Annotated in this window: 17 protein-coding genes; 5 read left to right on the top strand and 12 right to left on the bottom strand. The window is 43.3% G+C overall.

The window, feature by feature from the left end:
* Window positions 1-92: 92 nt before the first annotated feature.
* A complete protein-coding gene (gene recO, locus BUC30_RS02320; protein WP_073423346.1) occupies window positions 93-881 on the bottom strand; it encodes a DNA repair protein RecO in 789 nt (262 codons plus the stop codon).
* A gap of 24 nt (window positions 882-905) precedes the next feature.
* The gene (locus BUC30_RS02315) at window positions 906-1,265 is read right to left on the bottom strand and encodes an HIT domain-containing protein (RefSeq protein ID WP_170861505.1); all 360 of its coding nucleotides are present in this window, start codon (window positions 1,263-1,265) and stop codon (window positions 906-908) included.
* A gap of 176 nt (window positions 1,266-1,441) precedes the next feature.
* Here BUC30_RS02315 and BUC30_RS02310 point away from each other — a divergent pair, with 176 nt between their 5' ends.
* From BUC30_RS02310 to BUC30_RS02300, 3 genes are all read left to right on the top strand, one after another.
* Window positions 1,442-2,278 (top strand): lysophospholipid acyltransferase family protein, encoded by an 837-nt coding sequence (locus tag BUC30_RS02310; protein ID WP_244536447.1) that lies wholly within the window; start codon window positions 1,442-1,444, stop codon window positions 2,276-2,278.
* Between the two features lie 45 nt (window positions 2,279-2,323).
* A complete protein-coding gene (locus BUC30_RS02305) occupies window positions 2,324-3,001 on the top strand; it encodes a hypothetical protein (protein ID WP_073423344.1) in 678 nt (225 codons plus the stop codon).
* Between the two features lie 149 nt (window positions 3,002-3,150).
* Entirely contained in the window at window positions 3,151-4,647 is a 1,497-nt protein-coding gene (locus tag BUC30_RS02300; protein ID WP_073423343.1) for a PP2C family protein-serine/threonine phosphatase, read from the top strand.
* A 77-nt stretch (window positions 4,648-4,724) separates the two neighbouring features.
* Here the strand turns inward: BUC30_RS02300 and BUC30_RS02295 are convergent, their stop codons facing one another.
* The 7 genes from BUC30_RS02295 to BUC30_RS02270 form a co-directional block, all read right to left on the bottom strand.
* Window positions 4,725-5,669 carry a viperin family antiviral radical SAM protein gene (locus BUC30_RS02295; RefSeq protein ID WP_073423342.1) on the bottom strand — a complete coding sequence of 315 codons (945 nt, stop codon included), beginning with the start codon at window positions 5,667-5,669 and terminating at the stop codon, window positions 4,725-4,727.
* Between the two features lie 10 nt (window positions 5,670-5,679).
* Window positions 5,680-5,982, bottom strand: a complete 303-nt coding sequence (locus tag BUC30_RS02290; RefSeq protein ID WP_244536446.1) for a hypothetical protein — start codon at window positions 5,980-5,982, stop codon at window positions 5,680-5,682.
* Window positions 5,983-6,147: 165 nt separating this feature from the next.
* Complete coding sequence (locus tag BUC30_RS16020) at window positions 6,148-6,294, bottom strand: hypothetical protein (RefSeq protein ID WP_170861489.1); 147 nt, start codon at window positions 6,292-6,294, stop codon at window positions 6,148-6,150.
* 123 nt (window positions 6,295-6,417) lie between these two features.
* Window positions 6,418-8,787 carry a hypothetical protein gene (locus BUC30_RS02285; protein ID WP_073423340.1) on the bottom strand — a complete coding sequence of 790 codons (2,370 nt, stop codon included), beginning with the start codon at window positions 8,785-8,787 and terminating at the stop codon, window positions 6,418-6,420.
* A 206-nt stretch (window positions 8,788-8,993) separates the two neighbouring features.
* Window positions 8,994-10,289 carry an ATP-binding protein gene (locus tag BUC30_RS02280; protein WP_073423339.1) on the bottom strand — a complete coding sequence of 432 codons (1,296 nt, stop codon included), beginning with the start codon at window positions 10,287-10,289 and terminating at the stop codon, window positions 8,994-8,996.
* 82 nt (window positions 10,290-10,371) lie between these two features.
* Window positions 10,372-12,057 carry a hypothetical protein gene (locus BUC30_RS02275; RefSeq protein ID WP_073423338.1) on the bottom strand — a complete coding sequence of 562 codons (1,686 nt, stop codon included), beginning with the start codon at window positions 12,055-12,057 and terminating at the stop codon, window positions 10,372-10,374.
* 163 nt (window positions 12,058-12,220) lie between these two features.
* Window positions 12,221-13,888, bottom strand: a complete 1,668-nt coding sequence (locus BUC30_RS02270) for a vWA domain-containing protein (protein WP_073423337.1) — start codon at window positions 13,886-13,888, stop codon at window positions 12,221-12,223.
* 178 nt (window positions 13,889-14,066) lie between these two features.
* On the opposite strand from BUC30_RS02270, the gene BUC30_RS02265 reads away from it, so the two are divergent.
* Both BUC30_RS02265 and BUC30_RS02260 read left to right on the top strand, forming a co-directional pair.
* Window positions 14,067-15,098: a DUF4434 domain-containing protein gene (locus BUC30_RS02265; protein WP_170861488.1), complete on the top strand. Its 1,032-nt coding sequence runs from the start codon at window positions 14,067-14,069 to the stop codon at window positions 15,096-15,098.
* 31 nt (window positions 15,099-15,129) lie between these two features.
* Complete coding sequence (locus tag BUC30_RS02260) at window positions 15,130-15,687, top strand: flavin reductase family protein (RefSeq protein ID WP_073423335.1); 558 nt, start codon at window positions 15,130-15,132, stop codon at window positions 15,685-15,687.
* 81 nt (window positions 15,688-15,768) lie between these two features.
* Here the strand turns inward: BUC30_RS02260 and BUC30_RS02255 are convergent, their stop codons facing one another.
* The 3 genes from BUC30_RS02255 to BUC30_RS02245 are packed head-to-tail and all read right to left on the bottom strand — an operon-like array spanning window position 15,769 to window position 18,907.
* Window positions 15,769-17,145: a transglutaminase-like domain-containing protein gene (locus tag BUC30_RS02255; RefSeq protein WP_073423334.1), complete on the bottom strand. Its 1,377-nt coding sequence runs from the start codon at window positions 17,143-17,145 to the stop codon at window positions 15,769-15,771.
* Between the two features lie 28 nt (window positions 17,146-17,173).
* Entirely contained in the window at window positions 17,174-17,932 is a 759-nt protein-coding gene (locus BUC30_RS02250; RefSeq protein WP_073423333.1) for a hypothetical protein, read from the bottom strand.
* Window positions 17,933-17,944: 12 nt separating this feature from the next.
* On the bottom strand, window positions 17,945-18,907 hold the full coding sequence (locus BUC30_RS02245; RefSeq protein ID WP_073423332.1) for a hypothetical protein: 963 nt from the start codon (window positions 18,905-18,907) through the stop codon (window positions 17,945-17,947).
* Between the last annotated feature and the right edge of the window lie 80 nt (window positions 18,908-18,987).

The following is an 18,987-nucleotide window of genomic DNA, read 5'->3' as shown; positions in this document are numbered from 1 at the left end:
GCAAATATACAAATAGTGTAAAGTTATGGCTATTTAGTAGCTAGTTGTTGGTTGTTAGTCATTGGTTATGGTTAATCGCTAATGACCATTGGCTACTGACCAAACAGCTTTCGTGTCTCGTTCAGGAATTTTATGGAGTGGATTTCTTTTAAAAATCCGATGTGGTGGCGCAGGTAGGTGAGGAGCGCGTTTTCGGTGAATTCGGGATGCTCGATTTTGTCGCCTGTTTGCAGCGCCCAAAGCCCATTGAGCGTTTCTAATCGTGCACGCGGATGCTCGACACCGAGGCATGCTTGGCATACGAATCCGCCTGTTTCTGGGAAAAAGTCTGCGGCTGGCTTTTCGAGAGTGCGACCGCAGCGGCTGCAAATGGTAAGGTCAAGATTGTAGCCCCACATGTCGCAAGTGTCCAGTAGCCACTGCGCAAAGATGCGCGACTTGTCAGGAACACTCGATGTTGACGAGTGCGCGGAACCTTCTGGAGTTGGCGAATCTTGCCGTGAATCGGAATCGAATTCGCTGATGGCTTGCTCTAGGCGTTCAAATTCTTCTTGCAGGGGCACCCCTTGCGGGGCGTAGCGCAAAATCATTTCGGTCATGACCTGCGCTTTTGCAAGGCTGAGTAAATCGTTGCGCAAGTTCTTCCGCCAGTCCAAAAGTGTTGCTTCCTTGATGAACTGCAAATCGGTATTCGGATTCTGGCGAAAAACGACTTCGCTTAACGCAAGCGGATCAAGGGCTCCCCGGAACGGAGATTCCTTTTTCTTTCCGCCCTTCACGATAAACGAGACAATCCCGCTTTCTTCCGTAAGCGCCTTGACGATAAAGCTAGAATCGCTGTACGGAAAGCGGTGCAGAACTATAGCGCGAGTTTTGATCATAAGTTCGCGGCTTTTATGCCGTGATTACTTCGCTGGGAACGGAGGCCAACCCATTTCCTGTCCGCCAACGACGTGCAGGTGGATGTGGAACACGGTCTGACCGGCATCAGCCTTGCAGTTGAACACAAAGCGTGCACCGCCTTCTTCAAGACCGAGGTCTTTCGCGATGAGCTGTGCGCGGTAAAGCATCTTACCCACGAGTTCGCAATCTTCCGGCTTCATGTCCATGATGGTTGCAATGTGGCGCTTCGGCACGACCAAAAAGTGTACCGGAGCCTGCGGGGCAATGTCGTAGAAGGCGAACACATCGTCGTCTTCATAAATCTTCTTGGACGGGATTTCACCCTTGATGATTTTACAGAAAAGGCAATTTTCACTCATAATCGAGATGTCTCCATTTTTTATTCCAAAATAGTAAAATGTGTGCGGACGGGAATTGCGAGTGATTTTTTTCGTATTTTTAAACCGTTATGTTTTTTAAGGGTAAAATAATCGCTCCGGTTTTTGCACGCGTAGCCTATGCAGTGCTAAAACTTGTGGGGTGGAAGCGGGGAACGGTTTTGGCGAATGCAAAACACGTGGCGGGCGCAGTTCCGTCGGACGCAGTTTCTGGTGCGGATTCTAAAATCTCGCCTGACTATAATACCCTCTTGAAAAACTTGACACGCCATGCGAGCGAACTCTTGTTCCGCTTCGGGACTTTCAAAAAGTTACCGCACGATTTTACTGCATACCCGTGTCGTGTGGATGGCTGGAATTTTTCGCTTGACGAGGCTGCCATTCCGGTGCTTGAAAAAATGCGGAGTGGCGGAATCTTCTTGACAGCGCATTATGGCAATTACGAAGCGATGGGACCGTGGCTTTGCCGACTTGGAATTCCGCTTGTCGCAAGTTATATACCCGTGAAGCCCAAGTGGCTCAACAACATTCTTGAACGCAAAATCCGTGCGGTCGATGGCCGGAGTTATTCCGTGGATGCCCGGACACCTCGTGACTTTATACGCATTTTGAACGATGGCAAGCTTTTCTGCTTGCTCTCCGATCAGGATTCCCGTATCCCGAGTGCAATAGACGGAACATTGCTCGGGCAACCGGCGAATGTGAATCCGCTGCCGGACTTTTTGCTCAAGCATCGTCCGCAAACGCCGGTGTTTATCTGTTGGATGGAGGAGCGCGGCGCATCTCCGGAAGATGCGTCTTCGAAAAAAGTTCGTGTGCTCCATGCTATTGAGGTAGGTGGCGCGCAGTCCGAAATCGCGTCTTCGACGGATTCGTGCGTGGTCAACTCGCAATTCAACAAGTGGCTCGAAGAACGAATTCGCGAAAATCCAAATCTCTGGTATAGCTTCACGCATCGTCGATTCTACAGCCAGTCGCCAGAAATTTATAATAAATAAGGGTCCTCGGCGCATCTTGTTACAAAGATTACTATCGTTACTTTTATGACCTTTGTCCCACACGAAAAGAAACCGTTACTTGCCCGAATCCTGGATTGGCTGAACGAGCCGGATGAATGGCCTGTCTGGGTACAGTTCTTCTTGTTGCCGCGACCGCTCGGGCGCAATAATTTTTTCGCGGTTCGCGTCGTTCTGTTGTTTGCGATGGCGTTCTTTACTTTGCAGGCGTTTTTCGGCGGTTATCAGTCGTGGATAGTCCAGTTTTTGCACAACCTAAACCTTCCCGTTCACGAGACTGGCCACATTGTTTTTAGAATTTTCGGGAGCGAGGTGATTATATCGTTGGGCGGCTCGCTGTTCCAGACCGTCATGCCGCTCGTATTCTGCTTGGCGCTGTGGGTTAAGCCCCGCGATTTGTTCGGAGCCTCCATTGCTCTTTGGTGGGCGTTCGAAAACTTGATTGATGTTGCACCTTACATCGAAGATGCTCTCCCCATGAAGCTTATGCTTATTAGCGGTGGCACCGGCGCCGAAGCCCCTTACGGATTTCACGACTGGAATTTTATCCTCTCAGAAACGGGCTTGCTTTTGAAATGCGATGAAATTGCCTCCGCTGTTTATGCGGTGGGTTATATTGGTATGGCGCTTTGCGTCGTGTGGGGCGCCTGGAGTTTGATATATTATTTTGTGTTCCAACGTCAAAATAGTGGGCTTTTGGACTAGCTTAAAAAATCGTAAAAATGGCGTTTTGGGGCCAAAAAGTGTGTTCTAAATCAGCATTTATAATAAAAATTGGGACCCAAATTACAATTTTTCCCTAAATAAGATATATTATAAAACTACAAGAATTGCATGTTGAGGGGCGCAGTATTATGAACACATCCCGCCATACAAAAATCCGGAGCGTAACGGTCCTCGTCGTTGCTGCATTGTTGCTCGAACTGACGACCGCTGTGCAGTACATTTCTACACGCCGTGCCATTACCGCACAAATTAAGGAAATGGCTCAGCAAGATCTCACTTCTGCAAATCGAACTTTTGAAGTCAAGGAAATTGCCGAAGCAGCCATTGCCGCAGTTCTACCTGAGGTCGAACGCTTTGTCGATACGCAACAGCAAGATTCTTTGCACTTGGCGTTGCAACGAGTTGTGGCGAACCATCCTGAAATTGTTGGCGTCGATTTTGCCTACCGTGTGGGGAGTGATGGTCTTCGCGATGGATACTTTACTTTTAGGGATGATGCGACCAACGAAATTAAGGACACCGTTATTGGGTTTGATTATACGGAACGCACTTGGTATCGCGAGGGCTTACATGGCAACGGTTCTTGGAGTGAACCGTACATGAGCCGCTATTACGTGGCGCTGATGTCTACATTCTCGCGGCCAGTCCACGATCCTCAAGGACGTGTCGTTGCAGTTATTGGCGCCGATGTCCCGATGCGCGAACTCTCTTCGATGGCAGTGCAACTCTACGATAACCAGCAACGCTCGCTTATTCCGGTCATAATCTTCCAGCTGATTGGACTTGTGGTGCTTGGCTTTATCATGTATCGTAGCATTCTCAGCGTTCGTAAGCTGAGCAAAGTCAGTGCCGAAAAAGATTTGATGAATAGGGAACTCGGCATTGCAAACGCTATCCAGACGGCGATGCTTCCGCCACCGCTGCCCGAAAGCGAATTCCTGAATATCGTTGGTAGTCAGGTCCCGGCAAAACAAGTGGGTGGCGATTTTTATGATTATTTTGTGCGTGATGGAAAGCTGTTCTTCAATATCGGTGACGTCTGCGGCAAGGGAATCCCGGCGGCACTTGTCATGTCGATGACGCAGGCCGTGTTCCGCACGATTGCAACTAAAGTCGATGATCCATCTCACATTGTGATGGGAATGAACACGATGGCCAGTCGTGGAAATACGACGGGAATGTTTGCAACGCTTTTTGTTGGTGTGCTAGACCTTGCAACGGGGCGCCTGAGCTACTGCAATGCCGGCCATGAAAAGCCCATTATCATTACTGGACGTAATATGCGATATCTCGATGTTACCGCAAATATCCCTATCGGGGTCATGGAAGAAAAAAAATACAATATCCAGGAAACGGTCATCGCTGCGGGCGATATGATTTTGCTTTATACGGATGGCCTAACCGAAGCGATGAACGCAAATGGAAAGCTGTTTGGATTGAAGCGAGTCGAAAGCGCAATTTGTGGCGACGGTGGAATGAATGCTGATGACAAAAATCGCGAGTTACCTGCGTTTGCGGGACCGCAGCAATTGCTGGATACCATGTCGCATGCAGTGTCCGAGTTTGTGAATGGCGCAGAGCAGAGCGACGACCTTACCATGCTTGTGATAAAGTATAAAGGGTAGGGTTAAGGTAAAATTGAAAAAATGCCTAAAATAGGTTACCTATTTTAGGCAATTTTTTGTTGTGAACGTAGTTGTTGTTAGAGATAATCGAACATCGATTCGAAACAAGATTCAGGAGCTAATTTGAAAAATTTCTCCATAGAATTGGAAGCCTGCTGAGTGAAAGAACCATCGTAGCGTCCATCGAATTTGCTCTCGTCAAATTTGATGTCGCTCAAGGCTTCTGTAAACGAGACTTCTGTCAGCGGGCGACTGTAGCTGTAGCTCGTATTTCCGTTTTGAAAAAGGCGCCCATCCGGAGAAATCATCAAGTAACTTTCCGTCATGGCGTTGTTGTCTTCGATGGTAATTTCGCAACTTTCGTTAGCGCGGTCGGATTCCCTGTAGTTGTTACGGATGAAAGAATAAAACATGAAGTCAGATATTCCTTTGTTGTCTCCGAACGGCATTTGACGCAGAATTTTCCATTTGTTATGGTTGAGAGTCATAATCGAAGGCAACATTCTTTCCGAAAAATTGTACTTGTTGACGACCGTATTAATTTTAATCTTAAGTTTAGGATTGGTTTCCTGAACGAACTTTATTTTCTCGTTGATTTCTTGGAATGACAAGGTCTTTCCGTTGCAAACACGACCAATTTTTAGATTTGTTTCGTGTTTGAAAGAATCTATGGAAATCCCGACTTGTGAAATCATATGTGCGAACGGACGGATGACTTCGAGCTGACTACCATTAGTTATCATCGAAACATCTACACTGTAGTCATTTGCTGTTTTCACGACATTCCACAGATTGTCAGGTGACATGATAGGCTCGCCACCAACAATGTTGAGGCGAAAATGTTTGGGACTCATATTGGTTGTTTCTACATGGTGGGTGATTCCTTTGATAATATGCTCGATCTGATTGACATCATTCCAAATTTCGTGCTGCCTGCCCCATTTGGCAAAGCAATGCTTGCAATCATAGTTGCATATTTCGGTAACATGCCAGTTGATGACAATGCTCTTGTTTAAGTTCATGGTGTTCCTCCTAGTTGATTGTTTCCGGTTGTGGATAGATGACGCCGGTTTGAATGAGAAATGCGCGAATATAGCGGTTGTAATCGCGTCGGAAGTTTGCAAAGGCACGCGGGTCGCTTGGAGTGCAGGGAACGATGAAAAACTTGCTCGCTCCTTTAGTTTGGTGTCGTAGAATAGGGTGCTTTGAATGACGGGTAAGTGTCCAGCGACCGCTTTTCAGCATTGCATCGCACATTTCGTTGATTTTGGTGTCGTTTGAGAGGTTAGACATTGATTTTGCTCCTTTTGAAGGTTGTAAAGGTACACCGCCCATTCTATTGAAATGGACTCCAATGCCTATACTTTGTATAGCTAATAGGAAAAGGGCTTTGCTATAGAAAAAATTTTATATTTCTATGGGAATGGTGTACTCCGTTTGAAAGATGATTCTTTAGATAACAGACTTGCGCAATTGCTATTATCTAAGTGAATTTAGATACTACTTTTTCCCTCCTTGGTAAAGCTTGTGGTTGGGATTCAATTGGTTGGCATGGTTATCCATGCGGGCCTGATACTGGTTGTTGTTCGGGTTCATCTGATTTGCGTGATGATTCAGGTTAGCCTGAGATTGGGATTTGTTTACCATATAGATTTCCTTATGTAAAATGTTAAAAAGCGCATCCCATCAGGGATACGCTACAAATATTGTTAAAAATCAATTGGATTCCTATGGGAGAAATTTTGAAAAAATTTCTCGTCATAAAAACAATCAATTAGTTGGATTCAGTGCTTGCAAATAATCAACAACTTCATGACATTTTTGAGCATATTGTTCACTATAAGGAACATCTTTCCACAATCGTAACCATTGGTCCTCCCAACCAACCGCCACCTTCAGCCATTCGTCAATCATTTCTTGTGTCATGAAATGTGTCTTTTTGACATGCTCGCACATGAGTTTTACGCCCTGTAACCATCCGATTTCGGTCGCAAATTTAAGAGCGTTATATGATTTAGGCCCATTGTCCTCATGTTCCATATTTATTTCGATAAGAGGATCAGCTCCGTTTTCAAGTAAAAGCTGCAAAATTTTTAAGCATTCTGCTTCATGTACATATTTCTGTATTATGATATAATGATTTCTTGCTATCACTGGCATGATTCTTGTGTTGTTCGTGATATTCCATTGCTGTTCTATTTCGCGTATTTTTTCGGGCATGCTAGTGGCTAAAGTTGGATAAAGAATTTGTTGATATTCTGCATTTACACCATTGTCAACGAGCCTATTATAATGAAAAAGAGGTTCTTCTAAATGAAGGTCAACATGTTGCTTGTTGGAAAAAATTCTTACGATATGGTATATAGCCGGTGCTGGGGCAAAACCAGCTTTTTCGTTAATCCATTTTTTAACAAGATCTTTGTTGGGTACGAAATGCTTGTAAAGCTCAATGATATTTTTGACAATATCAAAATTTGCTGTATACATAGCGTTTTGAAGAATGGACTCATTTCCAATCTTGGTTATGCTAAAGCTAGTTTCAAAATCATCTAAGGATTTATTTCGCAAAGGGGCGTTTTTGCAGCGGTTTACGAGCTTGTAGAAAATGTGCGTTGCAATGTCAATTTGTTGTGCGTATGCTTCTTTATATTCTTGTTCATTAAAATGTTTTGTCGTATAGGGCGCTAGAAGTTTTAAAACATCCTTTCTTTTGAAGTATTTTGCAGTAGGAGGAAAAATTGTCTGAAGTTTAAAACCATATGGGTTCATTAGACTCATGTTTACTAAAGACCAAAAAATAGCAGAATCGTTTTGTTCACCTATTTTTGTAACTTGAATCGTTTTGTTTTTTAGTAATTTGTTTACTGCATCCAAATCATTTAATCTGGCAAAGAAGGATATTTGTGGTGAATTAATACATTCACCAAAATTTATGTAAAAACTATCCGCTTTTTTAGGATTCGGCTTTGGTAATGTTAATGAATCGTCAATTTTATGTTGCATACCATAAAAATTTTCTCTTGGGAAGAGTTCTTCAAAACGCCTAGACCATCTATGTATATTTGCATCTATATTCTCTTTGGGATTCTTTGATAAAGGGCTTGAATCCAGTAATCCAAAATAGATCCCCGTTTCGTATAATCTTTTAAATATTGCGACTAGTTTCTTTTTCTCATGTTTGTCAATGCAATCACTTTGATGAAGATAGGCTATGCAAGACATGAGTCTGCTATAGAATGGTTCATGTAAAAAATGGGGCAGAACAAAAAATATTTTTGACATGCAGTCAATATATGGTAGTAGTTCTTTGTATTTTCTTTGATATATTAAGTGGAATATGTTAAATAATAGAAAATAGGGATATAGGCCCGGAATATTTTCCTTTTTTAGCTCACATAGAAGTATCTCTACTTTTTCAAGAGAGTCTATTTTTTTTCGTTCTGTTAATAGAATTATTATTTCGTGAATTTTATTACTAAATGCGTCTTCATCAAAATCTTTTTCCTTATAGTTAAGATTGAAATCGTCTTGGAATTTTTGCCAAAACCAATATGCAAATAGGATTTCTCGTTGTGGAATAACATCGTCTTTTATAGATTCTGCAATGGAGTTCCAGAAATCAATAAATGATTCGATAGAAGGGGTTGATTCATTTTCAATCCATTTTCGGTAGTTGTCTTTTACCCGATTGCTTGCGTTTTGTATTTTTGGAGCCAGCTCACTTTTTAAATAGTGGGTAAACGGTTTTGCTTCTTTTGGAGGATCCTTTAACCAGTGAATGCCGTTTTCTAAATTCCATCTTTTCAGGAAAACATTCATCATGATTGTGCATATAAATACATTTTTGTATGTGCTTTGCTGTGAGTATTTTTCATGTACATCTAGATAAGTCCACCAAATGTATGGATTTTCAAGATTGCCCAAATCAAAACATGAAATAAAATCAGGTAAGTCATACCAGTCTAAATTTCTTTTACCATCCTTTGCATCTTCTATTTTATCTTTTAATGCTTTGAATAATTCAACATTGGTCTTAATAAAGAAATGCCCCGTTGCAAGGAGGACTTCTTCTATGGTCGGAAATCGTTCGTCCAACTTCAATGGATTCTCAAGAAATTCTTCATAGCTATTTACGGACATTTTATTGCTCCTGCAGCAAGGCTGCTCTATAAATATTGTTAGTTCTTTATCCAGTGTCAAAAAAAGAAAAAATCTATGAGGATTTCTAGGGGAGAATGTTCAAAAAAATTTTTCAAGCTATTAAACTGCTGAAATTTTAACAAAAATGGCATTTTATCCATGAAAAAGGACGCCGATTGTATAAGGCGTCCTTCGATCTTTCCCTATCACCTAATCAAAAATACTGCATAAAGCGGGACGGACTTGATTCCGTTCTCAACGCCGAAATTCTTTGCGGATATCCGGATGCTGTAGGGCGACTCGTATTTTGAAACGAAACTTTTGAGACTTTGCGACTTGTTGTGTGTAGAGGACTTGACCTCGATGGGGATGATTTTATTGTCCAGTCGAGTGATAAAGTCAATTTCGTTTTGATTGTTCTCATTCCAATAATATGTTTCTAGATGGTTGGTCTTTAATTGTGTGTAAACATAATTCTCGACAAGGCCACCTTTGAAATCGTTGAATAGCGGATTTTCGTAGACAACGTCTTCGTATGTGGCGTTTTGCGATGCACAGCATAGTCCGGTATCGCTCATGTACAGCTTAAAATCGGAGTCGGATACGTTTGCCTTGAACGGTAATGCTATATGTTCGAGGCGAGAAACTTTTGATGCGATTCCGGCGAGGGTTATCCATTCCAGTGCGTTTTCAAATTCGCTAGCTCGTGCACCGGGCTTTAATCCTCTGTATTGGAATTTTTTGTTTTCCTTGGCGAGCTGTTTTCCGATGCTAGCGTAAACGAGTCGAGTTTTGGCAATCTCGCTTTGCTTGTTGTATTTGCTCATGTCGTTTTGATAAGCGGTGAGAATGTCGTTTTTGATGATGTCCGTTTGGAGAGGATTGTGGTTTTGTACAAAGTTACTGACTGCGGCGGGCATGCCTCCGATAAAAAGGTATTCTCTGTAGGCGTCCAGTGCTTTTTTGTGCAATGCTTCTTCTAGCGGCTTGTTTTCTGTATAGCACTCCTTGATTTGTTCAAGGAGAAAATTGTCTTCGCGTGCGGTTAAAAATTCTTCGAAATCGAGCGGGTACATGTTCATGATTTCGACTTTACCGACAGGGAAGGAGTACTGGTTTCGGTTGACGGCGACTCCGAGAAGTGAGCCTAATGCAATGATGTGGACATCCGGGGCTTCTTCGCAAAAATATTTGAGTGAAGTGAGTGCTTCGGGGCATGCCTGCACTTCATCGAAAATGACGAGTGTTTCGCGTGGGAATACTTTTTTTTGTTTGATGGCAGACAGCCTTGGCAAAATATGGCTTGGTGCCAAGTTCGAAAAAATGGAGGAAAGATCGGGGTCTCTTTCGAAGTTGCAATAGACAACATCGGAGTAATATTTTGCTCCGAATTCAGTAACGGTGTATGTTTTTCCTGTCTGACGGGCCCCTTGAAGAATTAGTGGCTTGCGTGACGGAGAATTCTTCCATTCGACCAATTTTTCAATGATTTTGCGCTTCATGTTTAAAATATACACAAAAAAGTGTGAATTTTGATGTAAAAATTACACTTTTTATGCGTTTTGCGCGATTTTGGCTCCCTGCTTACCACAGTAAGGCTTTGGTAACGTCGCTTGCCTCATTTTTTCCGCCGCGGACGCTGTCACTGCCTGAAGACGCTTCGGTTCCTAGGAATCGTTCTTGCGAATCATCCTTGAATCGGATTTTTCCGTGGTTGTTCCCCTTGGTGATGATTTCCATGTTGAACGGTTGCATTGCTTTTGCGCCGGTTCTGCTTTGGAGTCCTTCCTGAATAGCAATTTTTTCGAGTTCGCGTTTCTTTTGGTCGTAATTGCTGTATATACTCATTGCTTCGGCATTGGCAGCGAGGATGTCTTCTATAAATTGTTTTGTTCGTGTTTTTGGGGAACGCTTTGTCTCTGGAACATTAGCTTGTGCGAGCTTTAGCACACGAATTAATTGGCAAATGTATTCGTTGGGGTACATTTCGCTTTCTATAGGCTGTAAAAGCGGCAAGAAGCGAGCGTCTTTATCTTTTTTTAAGCTCAGATTCTGCTTGAGTGCGCTAGATTTGGTGGATATTTCGTGTAATTCCTCTTTTGCCAATTTCAGATTATCTTCTGCAATTTCGCGATCTTTGTCTGCTTTTAGGGCTAGATTTTCCCATGTGTCTCGTTCGTCTTTGCAGCTGATGTATTTTCTGTTGAGCGAATCGTATTTTGCATGTTCGTCCTTATACTGGTCGCGCTCTTTGGTGACTCGGTCGAGGTCGTTCATCAGTTTTTCGACAAGAGCGGACATGTCGCGGCTTTGTTGCTTTGCCTCAAGCCATTCCTTGCGCATTTCTGCTAGTGTATTGATTTTCTTAATGCGCTCTTGCTCGATGAGGTCTTTCTCGTAATCTTCTTGCGCAGAGAGTAAATCGTCCCACGTAAAGTTGAATTTTAGTGAGAGGTTGGTTTTTAGAATTTTGAGGAAAATGTCTTGAACGAGACTTTCTGGATTTTTAACCCAGTTGGCGGCATCGTGTCGGTTGAATATGGTAATAGGCTTGTCTGCGTAACAGATGCCGATTTCACCGCCTTGAGGAAAGCGCTTGTCCTTAAATTCTTGGGCTAGGCGGTCTTTTAGAGAAGAATCCTGTTCTGCAAAGACGTGTGCAATGCCAAAAAGGTTTTCGGCAAGGATGCTTGGTTTTAGCGAATGAGTTCGTTCTGAACAGCTTAAATAAACGATAGGGAGGATGTTGCGCAGTTTCCCTGTCAGGGCGTTTTTCGCCTTGTTGATTTCGTGGGGCTCAAGAATGTGCGCTTTTTCCTTGATTTCAATAGAACCGTCTCCATCTTGAAGGTGGGTGAGGAGGTCTATGATGTAGGGGCGCTCGATTTTAGGCACTAGTTTGTCTCGTCCAAGTTCGCAGTCTTGGGATACAAAACATAAAACATGTAAATTTGTTCGCTTCAGTGCAATTAGCGTTTTCCAGATACGGCTTGTGAACGCATTTCTTGTGGTAAAGGTAAATCCGATGTAATCGGAGTGGTCCCAGGTGAAAGAGTTGTATTCTAGCTTGTCGCCTGCGAATTCGAATTTATCGTTGGCGTTGACTTTGAAATCTATGCTTAGTGGTAGCTTGCGGAGGAGCTTGTCATAGAGTCTTTTATTTGTGCGAGGCTCTTTGTAACTAGCTATCCAGGGGTAAATGCAGTTGCGGTAAACTTCATTCCAAGGTATGTCACTTCGTAAATTGAAAGACGTTCTTATTAATTGCATAAATTCTCCCCTAATTTTTTTCATTAAAATAAATGCGGAATGGCATTTTGTCAAGAAGTCTTGGTGAATGTCTTTCTTGAAATGCGAATTGTATATAAAAAGCCTCGGCAATTGCCGGGGCTTGAGATGTAATCGTGAGGTGTTTTTGTCGTGTCTAAAATTGTTATTCCACGTATTTCTTGATGAGCCTGATCATCAGTTCGGCGAGGCTTTCCACTTGGTAATTGCCAACGGTTGCCTTGATGTGTGAATTGCCGATGCCGCTATCGTCGGTGAGGAATACGTATGTGCCGCCTGTTGCCAAGTCGAAGAATCTTAACATAAATTCAGTTTCTTTGTCTACACCGCTTGCCGCTACAGGGATAAGCTTGATGCCTTTTTTGGCGAAGAGGCGGATAGACTTTTGGAGACTTTTGATGATGTCTTCTTCGTAGTGGGCGGGGGCGTCAAGGATGAGGAATGCAATGCGTGCACGAGCACCTTCGTCCCAAGAGAGGTTTTGCAACGAGGCTTCAAGCGCCGTGTGTACAGCTTCAGGATAGTCGCCACCGCCGTTTGCGCTTTGGCGTGATACAAATTCCTGGGTCTTTGCGACGTCATCGGTAAAGTCATCGTGGCGAGTGAGGTAATTGTCGCCTACGTCGCGATAGAAGAGAGCTGCAGTGCGTAAGCCAACATTGCTTTCCGAACTCGCATGGTCGATAATGTAATTGAGGTCGGATTTGAGGAACCTGATTTCGTCGCTCATAGAACCTGTGGCGTCAACGATGAATGCGATGTCAGCTGTTGTTTTGGCGGGTTGGGCATCTTTGTCTACAACGGTATTGATGTTGAGCTTGCGGTTATTCCTAGATGAAATTTTAAGTTGCCCATTGATTACAACTCCGTCAACAATTAGCCAAAAATCATTTTTTTGGTTTTGGTATTTATTGAATAAATTAATCCAGCAATAAGCGTAACCCGCATTATCTGTTTTGGTCGTGAATTCTACTTGTCTGCCGTTGAGGAGCGTCACGGGAACGTTCGCAATGGCAACGTCGTTTCCATCTACGACTTTTACCGCAACGAGTTGCTGGGGGTAGAATTTCCAGTAGCTCATCTTTCCGTTGTAATCATTGTCGTTGATGATGTTGGTCCAGAATTTCCAATGTTCCAAATCGTTCCATTCACCGGCGGTGAGCAATCCCGATGCTTGTTCATCGGAATGTCTTGCTCTTCTTTTGCGCCTTGTTACTGGTTCATCATCGTCCCAAGAACTGCTTTCGTCGCTGTCAGAAGCGAGGTATACAGTTTTTGATGAAACTGAACGTTCTGAACTTTTTCTAGGAGCAGCTTTGGCTACGACTGATGATTTCTTGGCGTACGTTTTGGAACCTGATGTGGATAGCATGGATGCGGAACCTCCGAGCAGTCCTGCCAAACCGTCGCTAACTCCTGCTGAACCAGCGGCCCCTTCGGAAAAGCCCGCAGATTTCCCACGTCTTCCCCCAAGAACTGTTTTCCCGGTTGTGTGTAAGCCATCTACGGTTTTTAAGACTTTACTGATGTCTTTTGAAAATTTGGCATCCGCCATTGAATAAGATGGCGACGTCTTTGGCGATGCTGCCAAATATTTTACCGATCCTTTATCGAGGAGTGAAGATGCTTTTGCTTTGGGCTCTCCTTTGGTTTTATGTTCGTGTGATATTGATGGAGAAACGGTCATAACCGTTTCGACTCTGGTTTCATCATCTTCTGAGATTTCTGTGGTTTCTTTATTGGTGTTGTCGCTGCAGTTGATGAACATGAAAGCGCATGCGATTACTGTTGATAAAAAGAATATGTTTTTCATGATGTACTCCTTTTTTTTATTAAACTAGCACATTCCATGTGGCTAAAACCAACGAACAAAAGCCTAATATGGATAAATGTTTTTTACGAATAAAAGGAAACGATGTTATATTTCAAGTATGTCTAGGTTGTGTCATATTTTGCACTATACTTCTGTCACGTTTTTGTGCTGTATTTCTTTGTTTACAAATAAAGGCGTTTGTGCGGCGGAACTTAATGGTGTATTTGATGCGGGGTGGACAACGGCGTACCAGTCGCTGGATTCCTTGACGCACATGCATCAGCGTTTGCAATCACTCGGAATGGAATATGTCGTGTTGCAATATGCTGCTGTTGAAGCGACTCATTTGTATTATCCATCGCAACTCGATTTTTTGCAGAATACGCAGTATAAGAACAATCAGCTTTTCCCAAAGAGTATAGAGGCTGCAAAAATTGCAGGAACCAAAATTTGGCTTGGGCTTTATTACAATGGAAATGATTGGTTTGCTCCACCGACGATTACACAACTTGATACTTTGTCTGCGAGAAGCGTTCACGTTTTAAATGAGCTTTATGAATTGTATGGGCATGAGACTGTAATTGAGGGTGTATATATCCCGCAAGAAATTGCGCGCTATTATTGGGATGGACTTCGCGATGATGCGACCGTAGAATCGCTAGTGACTCATTTTTTGAAACCGCTTGTGGATGCAGCGAAGGTAATAGGCTGGAAGGTTATGACTGCTCCGTTCTACAACCAGAATTTGGAATCTCCCGAAAAATTGCAATTGTTTTTCGAAAAACTTTTTGCAGCGGGATTCAAGCCTGATGTGATTGCGGTTCAAGATGGCATTGGGGCAAGTGATGCTGGGAAGGCTCATGCAGATATTGCGACAGTCGGAAATTACGAACGTGCGGTAGCACAGGCTTGTGCAAAATACGGAATTGAATTTTGGGTCGATGCGGAATTGTTCCGCACGGATGATTCTAAAGCACTTGCGGATAGTGCGCGAATTTCGGCTCAACTGGATACGGCGCGTGTAGCGGGCGCTGTGAATGTCATCGGTTATGATTTGGCTGTCCTCGGGAATGCCGGGCTAGATTCGCTTGAAAAGTGGAAATCGCAGATGGTCGGGCTTAAAAAGTCGCGCAATCTAAACAAGAATTCGCGAAAATTGCGGAAATTTTATAAGCTGAATGGCGCGCGAGTCTATCTTGACCGTCATTAAAATTTTATAATTCAATAAAAAAGGAGCGTCTATGCGCAAAAATCTCGGAGTAAAAACTTATCTGTATCCGCAGCCGACTTTGGTCATCGCCACCTATAACGAGGATGGCTCGACGAACGCCATGGTGGCCGCTTGGGGGTCTATCAGCGACAACAACCAGGTTGCAATTTACGTGGCTAAAACCCACAAGACCATCCCGAACATTCTTGCTCGCAAGGCTTTTACCGTGAGCATGGCGACGGCAGATCATATTAAGGCTATCGACTATTTGGGCATTACCAGTGGTAATCGCGTGGCTGATAAATTTGCGAAGGCTGGCTTTACATCCGTCAAGAGCGAAAATGTCGATGCCCCGCTTGTTGCTGAATTGCCGCTTACGCTTGAATGCAAGCTCGTGAGCTACGACGAGGACTCTGAACTTTTGCTCGGCGAAATCGTGAACGTCACTGCCGACGAATCCGTGCTTGATCAAGACGGAAAACTTTCCGTCGAAAAGCTTGCTCCGGTGTGCTACGATTCCGCGGGTCACGGCTACTACGTGATGGAACGCCGCGTGGGCAATGCCTTTAGCGACGGGAAGAGCATCTAAGAGTTGCTTGCAATAAAATTGCTTATACAAAAAAAGGTGACCACAAATGGCCCCCTTTTTTGATAATAAAGTAAGAATCCGTTACGGAACGTCGTTTGGCAAAATGCCGTACTTACGTACAGTTGCCAGGTCGACGATTTCAGATTTTCCTGTGGAGAAGTTCTTGGCTTCGACTTCTGCGTTATAGGTCTTTATGGCTGAGTTGATTGCGTCTGCTGCCGTTGCCTTGCTGTTCGAAATCATGGTTGTTTCAATGAAGTCGTAGACTTTTGAATCTTTTTCAGAGTGCCAACCGACAAAAGAGTGTCCAGGAATGATAACCAATACAGCCTGGAATCCCATAGCTTCAAGAATTGAGGCGAATAATGTACTTGTTTCGATACAGATGCCTTGCTTTTTGCGGAGCGTTTCGACGGGGTATTGAATTTTTTGTCCGACGCTACCGAGGCTTTCGTTTTGCACGTATTTAATCTTTCTCTTCTGCAAAACGCTGAATAGAGCAGAAACGACTCGTCTTGAGCTTTGGGCAATGCTTGTGTCTGCTGTGTATTTCTGATAAACTTTAAGTGTGGTGTCTGGCAATGTGCGAGAAATTTCAGTCAAAATATGAGAGATGGAATCTGCATTGGGAGTTACCCAGACGGAGTACCACCAGTTGATGTTTTTTACGCCTTCAAGTTCAGTACCAAAAACTTGCATCGGGTGGATGGTCACTGGCGAAGAACCGTTGAAGAAGAGTATCTGGTGGTCGTTTTCGAGTGCGTAAGCGCGAATTTCGTATTGAGCCTTTTCAGAGCTTGTTAATTTAGCAAGCGCCTTGTTGTCAAATTTGAATTTCGGAGAGAACTTGGCTGATGTATCGGGGTTGACAAAGCTAGTGACGCTAGCGGTGTCGGTAAATCCTGGAATCCATGCCTGCACCATGATTTTTTTGTAGTTGCAGGGGGCGGCATTCTTGGTGGATTTGAGACATTGATTTCGAACGCTAACAGAAAGGGGGACGAAATTGCTGTCCTTGCCGCTTTTGAATGTCTTATACATCAAGGGGTATTGATTGGCGAAGGAACCATAGATATTTTCTTTGGCGTAATAGATAAATCCGTCAAGGGAACGGATGGTTGTCTGTGAATAAATGTCGCTGTAGACGCTGTCGTAGAGTTTGGTATAGAGATCTTCGTAGTCGGCATCTCTGAGGCTGTCCAACAAAGCGTTGCGAACAGAATCCATCCATTTGGATGCGAACGTGTTATCGAAAAGGGCGTTATAAACCGTATCGATGTAGGGCTTGGCATAAAGTGTATCCCAAAGAGATCCTGTGATTTCTTCACGGATGACGTTTGCAAGAGAGTCTATGTTGACTTCTGCGTCTTTTCCGTTTTTGCCGTCTACGCCATTTTCTCCCGAGCAGGCGCACAGCACGATAGCAAAAGCTATGATGCCTTTAAATAGTTTATTCATGACTTCTCCTTATATTGAATTTAAATTTTTAGTACAAATACCATTCCCATTCGAGATCGTACTTGGTTGCGTTATAATCGCTTTGTTCGACTTTGGAATTATTGGCGAGTTTTCCAATATTGGTTTTTGTATAGCATTTCCCTGATGACATGTCGTCATTACTAAATGCGTCTTTATCTATAACCTTTGGGCAAACCTTTATATCCTGAGTTCCATTAGGGACGAAAATTGTGGTTATTGCTGTTCCGCTCCAAGAACCCTGATCTTGCAGAGAAAGTAAAGTCCCTGTTGATTCTGAATCAGATTGTCCGCCTGAAGCGATAAAATAGATGGTAAAACTGATAGTTGGATCGCCGTCGGAGTATGCACCTCCTGCTGAAATTCCATCCCAAGCAGAAGTTAATTGCTTATAGTATGTAAGCGTAAACTTCATCGTTTTATATTGGGTGAGGTAATTGTACGAAGTTGAGCCTGAATTGCTGCTCTTGTAACTGGAACTAGAGTAATAGTAGTTGTAATAACTAGACGAACTTTTGGCGGTGTTGCACTGGTAGCCATAATTGGAGCAGCACCAGGATGCAGATTTGGTGCTGGTTCCGTAATAGCAATCGTCTTGTTGTTGTTGTTGTTGCTGTTTTTTTTGTTTTTCTCTTTGATATTCTTGGTCTTCTGCGTATTGTCTTTCTGCTGCGCTGACATCTCTGTATACGGACTCCATGGGGCTTTCGTCGGCACAAGCAATCAAAAGGAGCAATGTAATGTAAAGTAAATTGAATTTATGTGTCATTTTGAACTCCTTTTAGAATGCTGCTTCCATTTTGAGACGCCAACTATCACCGTTTGTATAGCCCTGTTCTACACTACTCCAGTAACCATCTTTGAAGACGCGGAAGTTCCCTGCGAACCATTGGACTTCAAATGAAAAATGGCGTGTTATTTCTATGCCAAATCCCAAAAGATGGATGAATTCCCAATCAGAAGATGCAGCGACATCATCATAACTACCGTCATACCACCAATAGTCGAGGACATCAAGCTCAAGCCATTGATAGATGGGCTTGCGAATATGGAAATTGGCGCTGATGAAAAGTGAAATTGGGGATGAACCCAATGGAATGCCAAAGCGGAAACCGAGAGGGATTTCTGCCATTATTGTATTGAATTCGAGAGATGCGATAGAAATGTCGTGGTAATAATCATTTAAAGAAAAAATACCGTAATCACCGGTATGATATACAACATTAATCCCGGAATTAAATGATATAAAACGATTAAAGTAATGCCTAAATACAAAGCCTGCGTCTAGACCGAATTCGCTATCGCTATAATAGTCGTATAATGGTCTTCCGTAATAATCGCGACTTTTGGGCGATTCATATGCAAGTGTAAATCCTAAGTAGTTGCTTGATTTCTTTTTGGAACGTATTTCTAGGTTGTTTGGGGTGACTTCGTTGGAAATTGACCCAAAATTATTGTTTTGCGCGGAGACGATTCTTGTGTCTTGGGACTTGTCGACGGGGGCTTCTTCGATTGATTTTTCTTCAGCAGGCTTTTCTTCAGCAATCGCTTCATCTTTGTTTGCTTGGACTGCGTTGATGCTGTCGAGGAGGGCTGTGCAATGGCAACTATTTTCAACTTTTTGGCAAGTTTGATCTGTATTATTTTGACAAGTTGTGCAAAGTTCAATGCACATGTTTTGTGCAAAAAGCGAAACCGTTAGTAAAAGAACTAACGCGAAAATCGCTTGAATGTTGTTTCTCATTTTAACTCCTTGAGACGAGGCTGCTATACAGAATTCAAGGTGCCAAATGCCCCAAAAATCGGTTGCAGGTACTCGTTATG

This window comes from Fibrobacter sp. UWB7 (assembly GCF_900142945.1).
Taxonomy (GTDB): Bacteria; Fibrobacterota; Fibrobacteria; order Fibrobacterales; family Fibrobacteraceae; genus Fibrobacter.
This window is presented reverse-complemented; position numbering and strand designations above follow the sequence as displayed.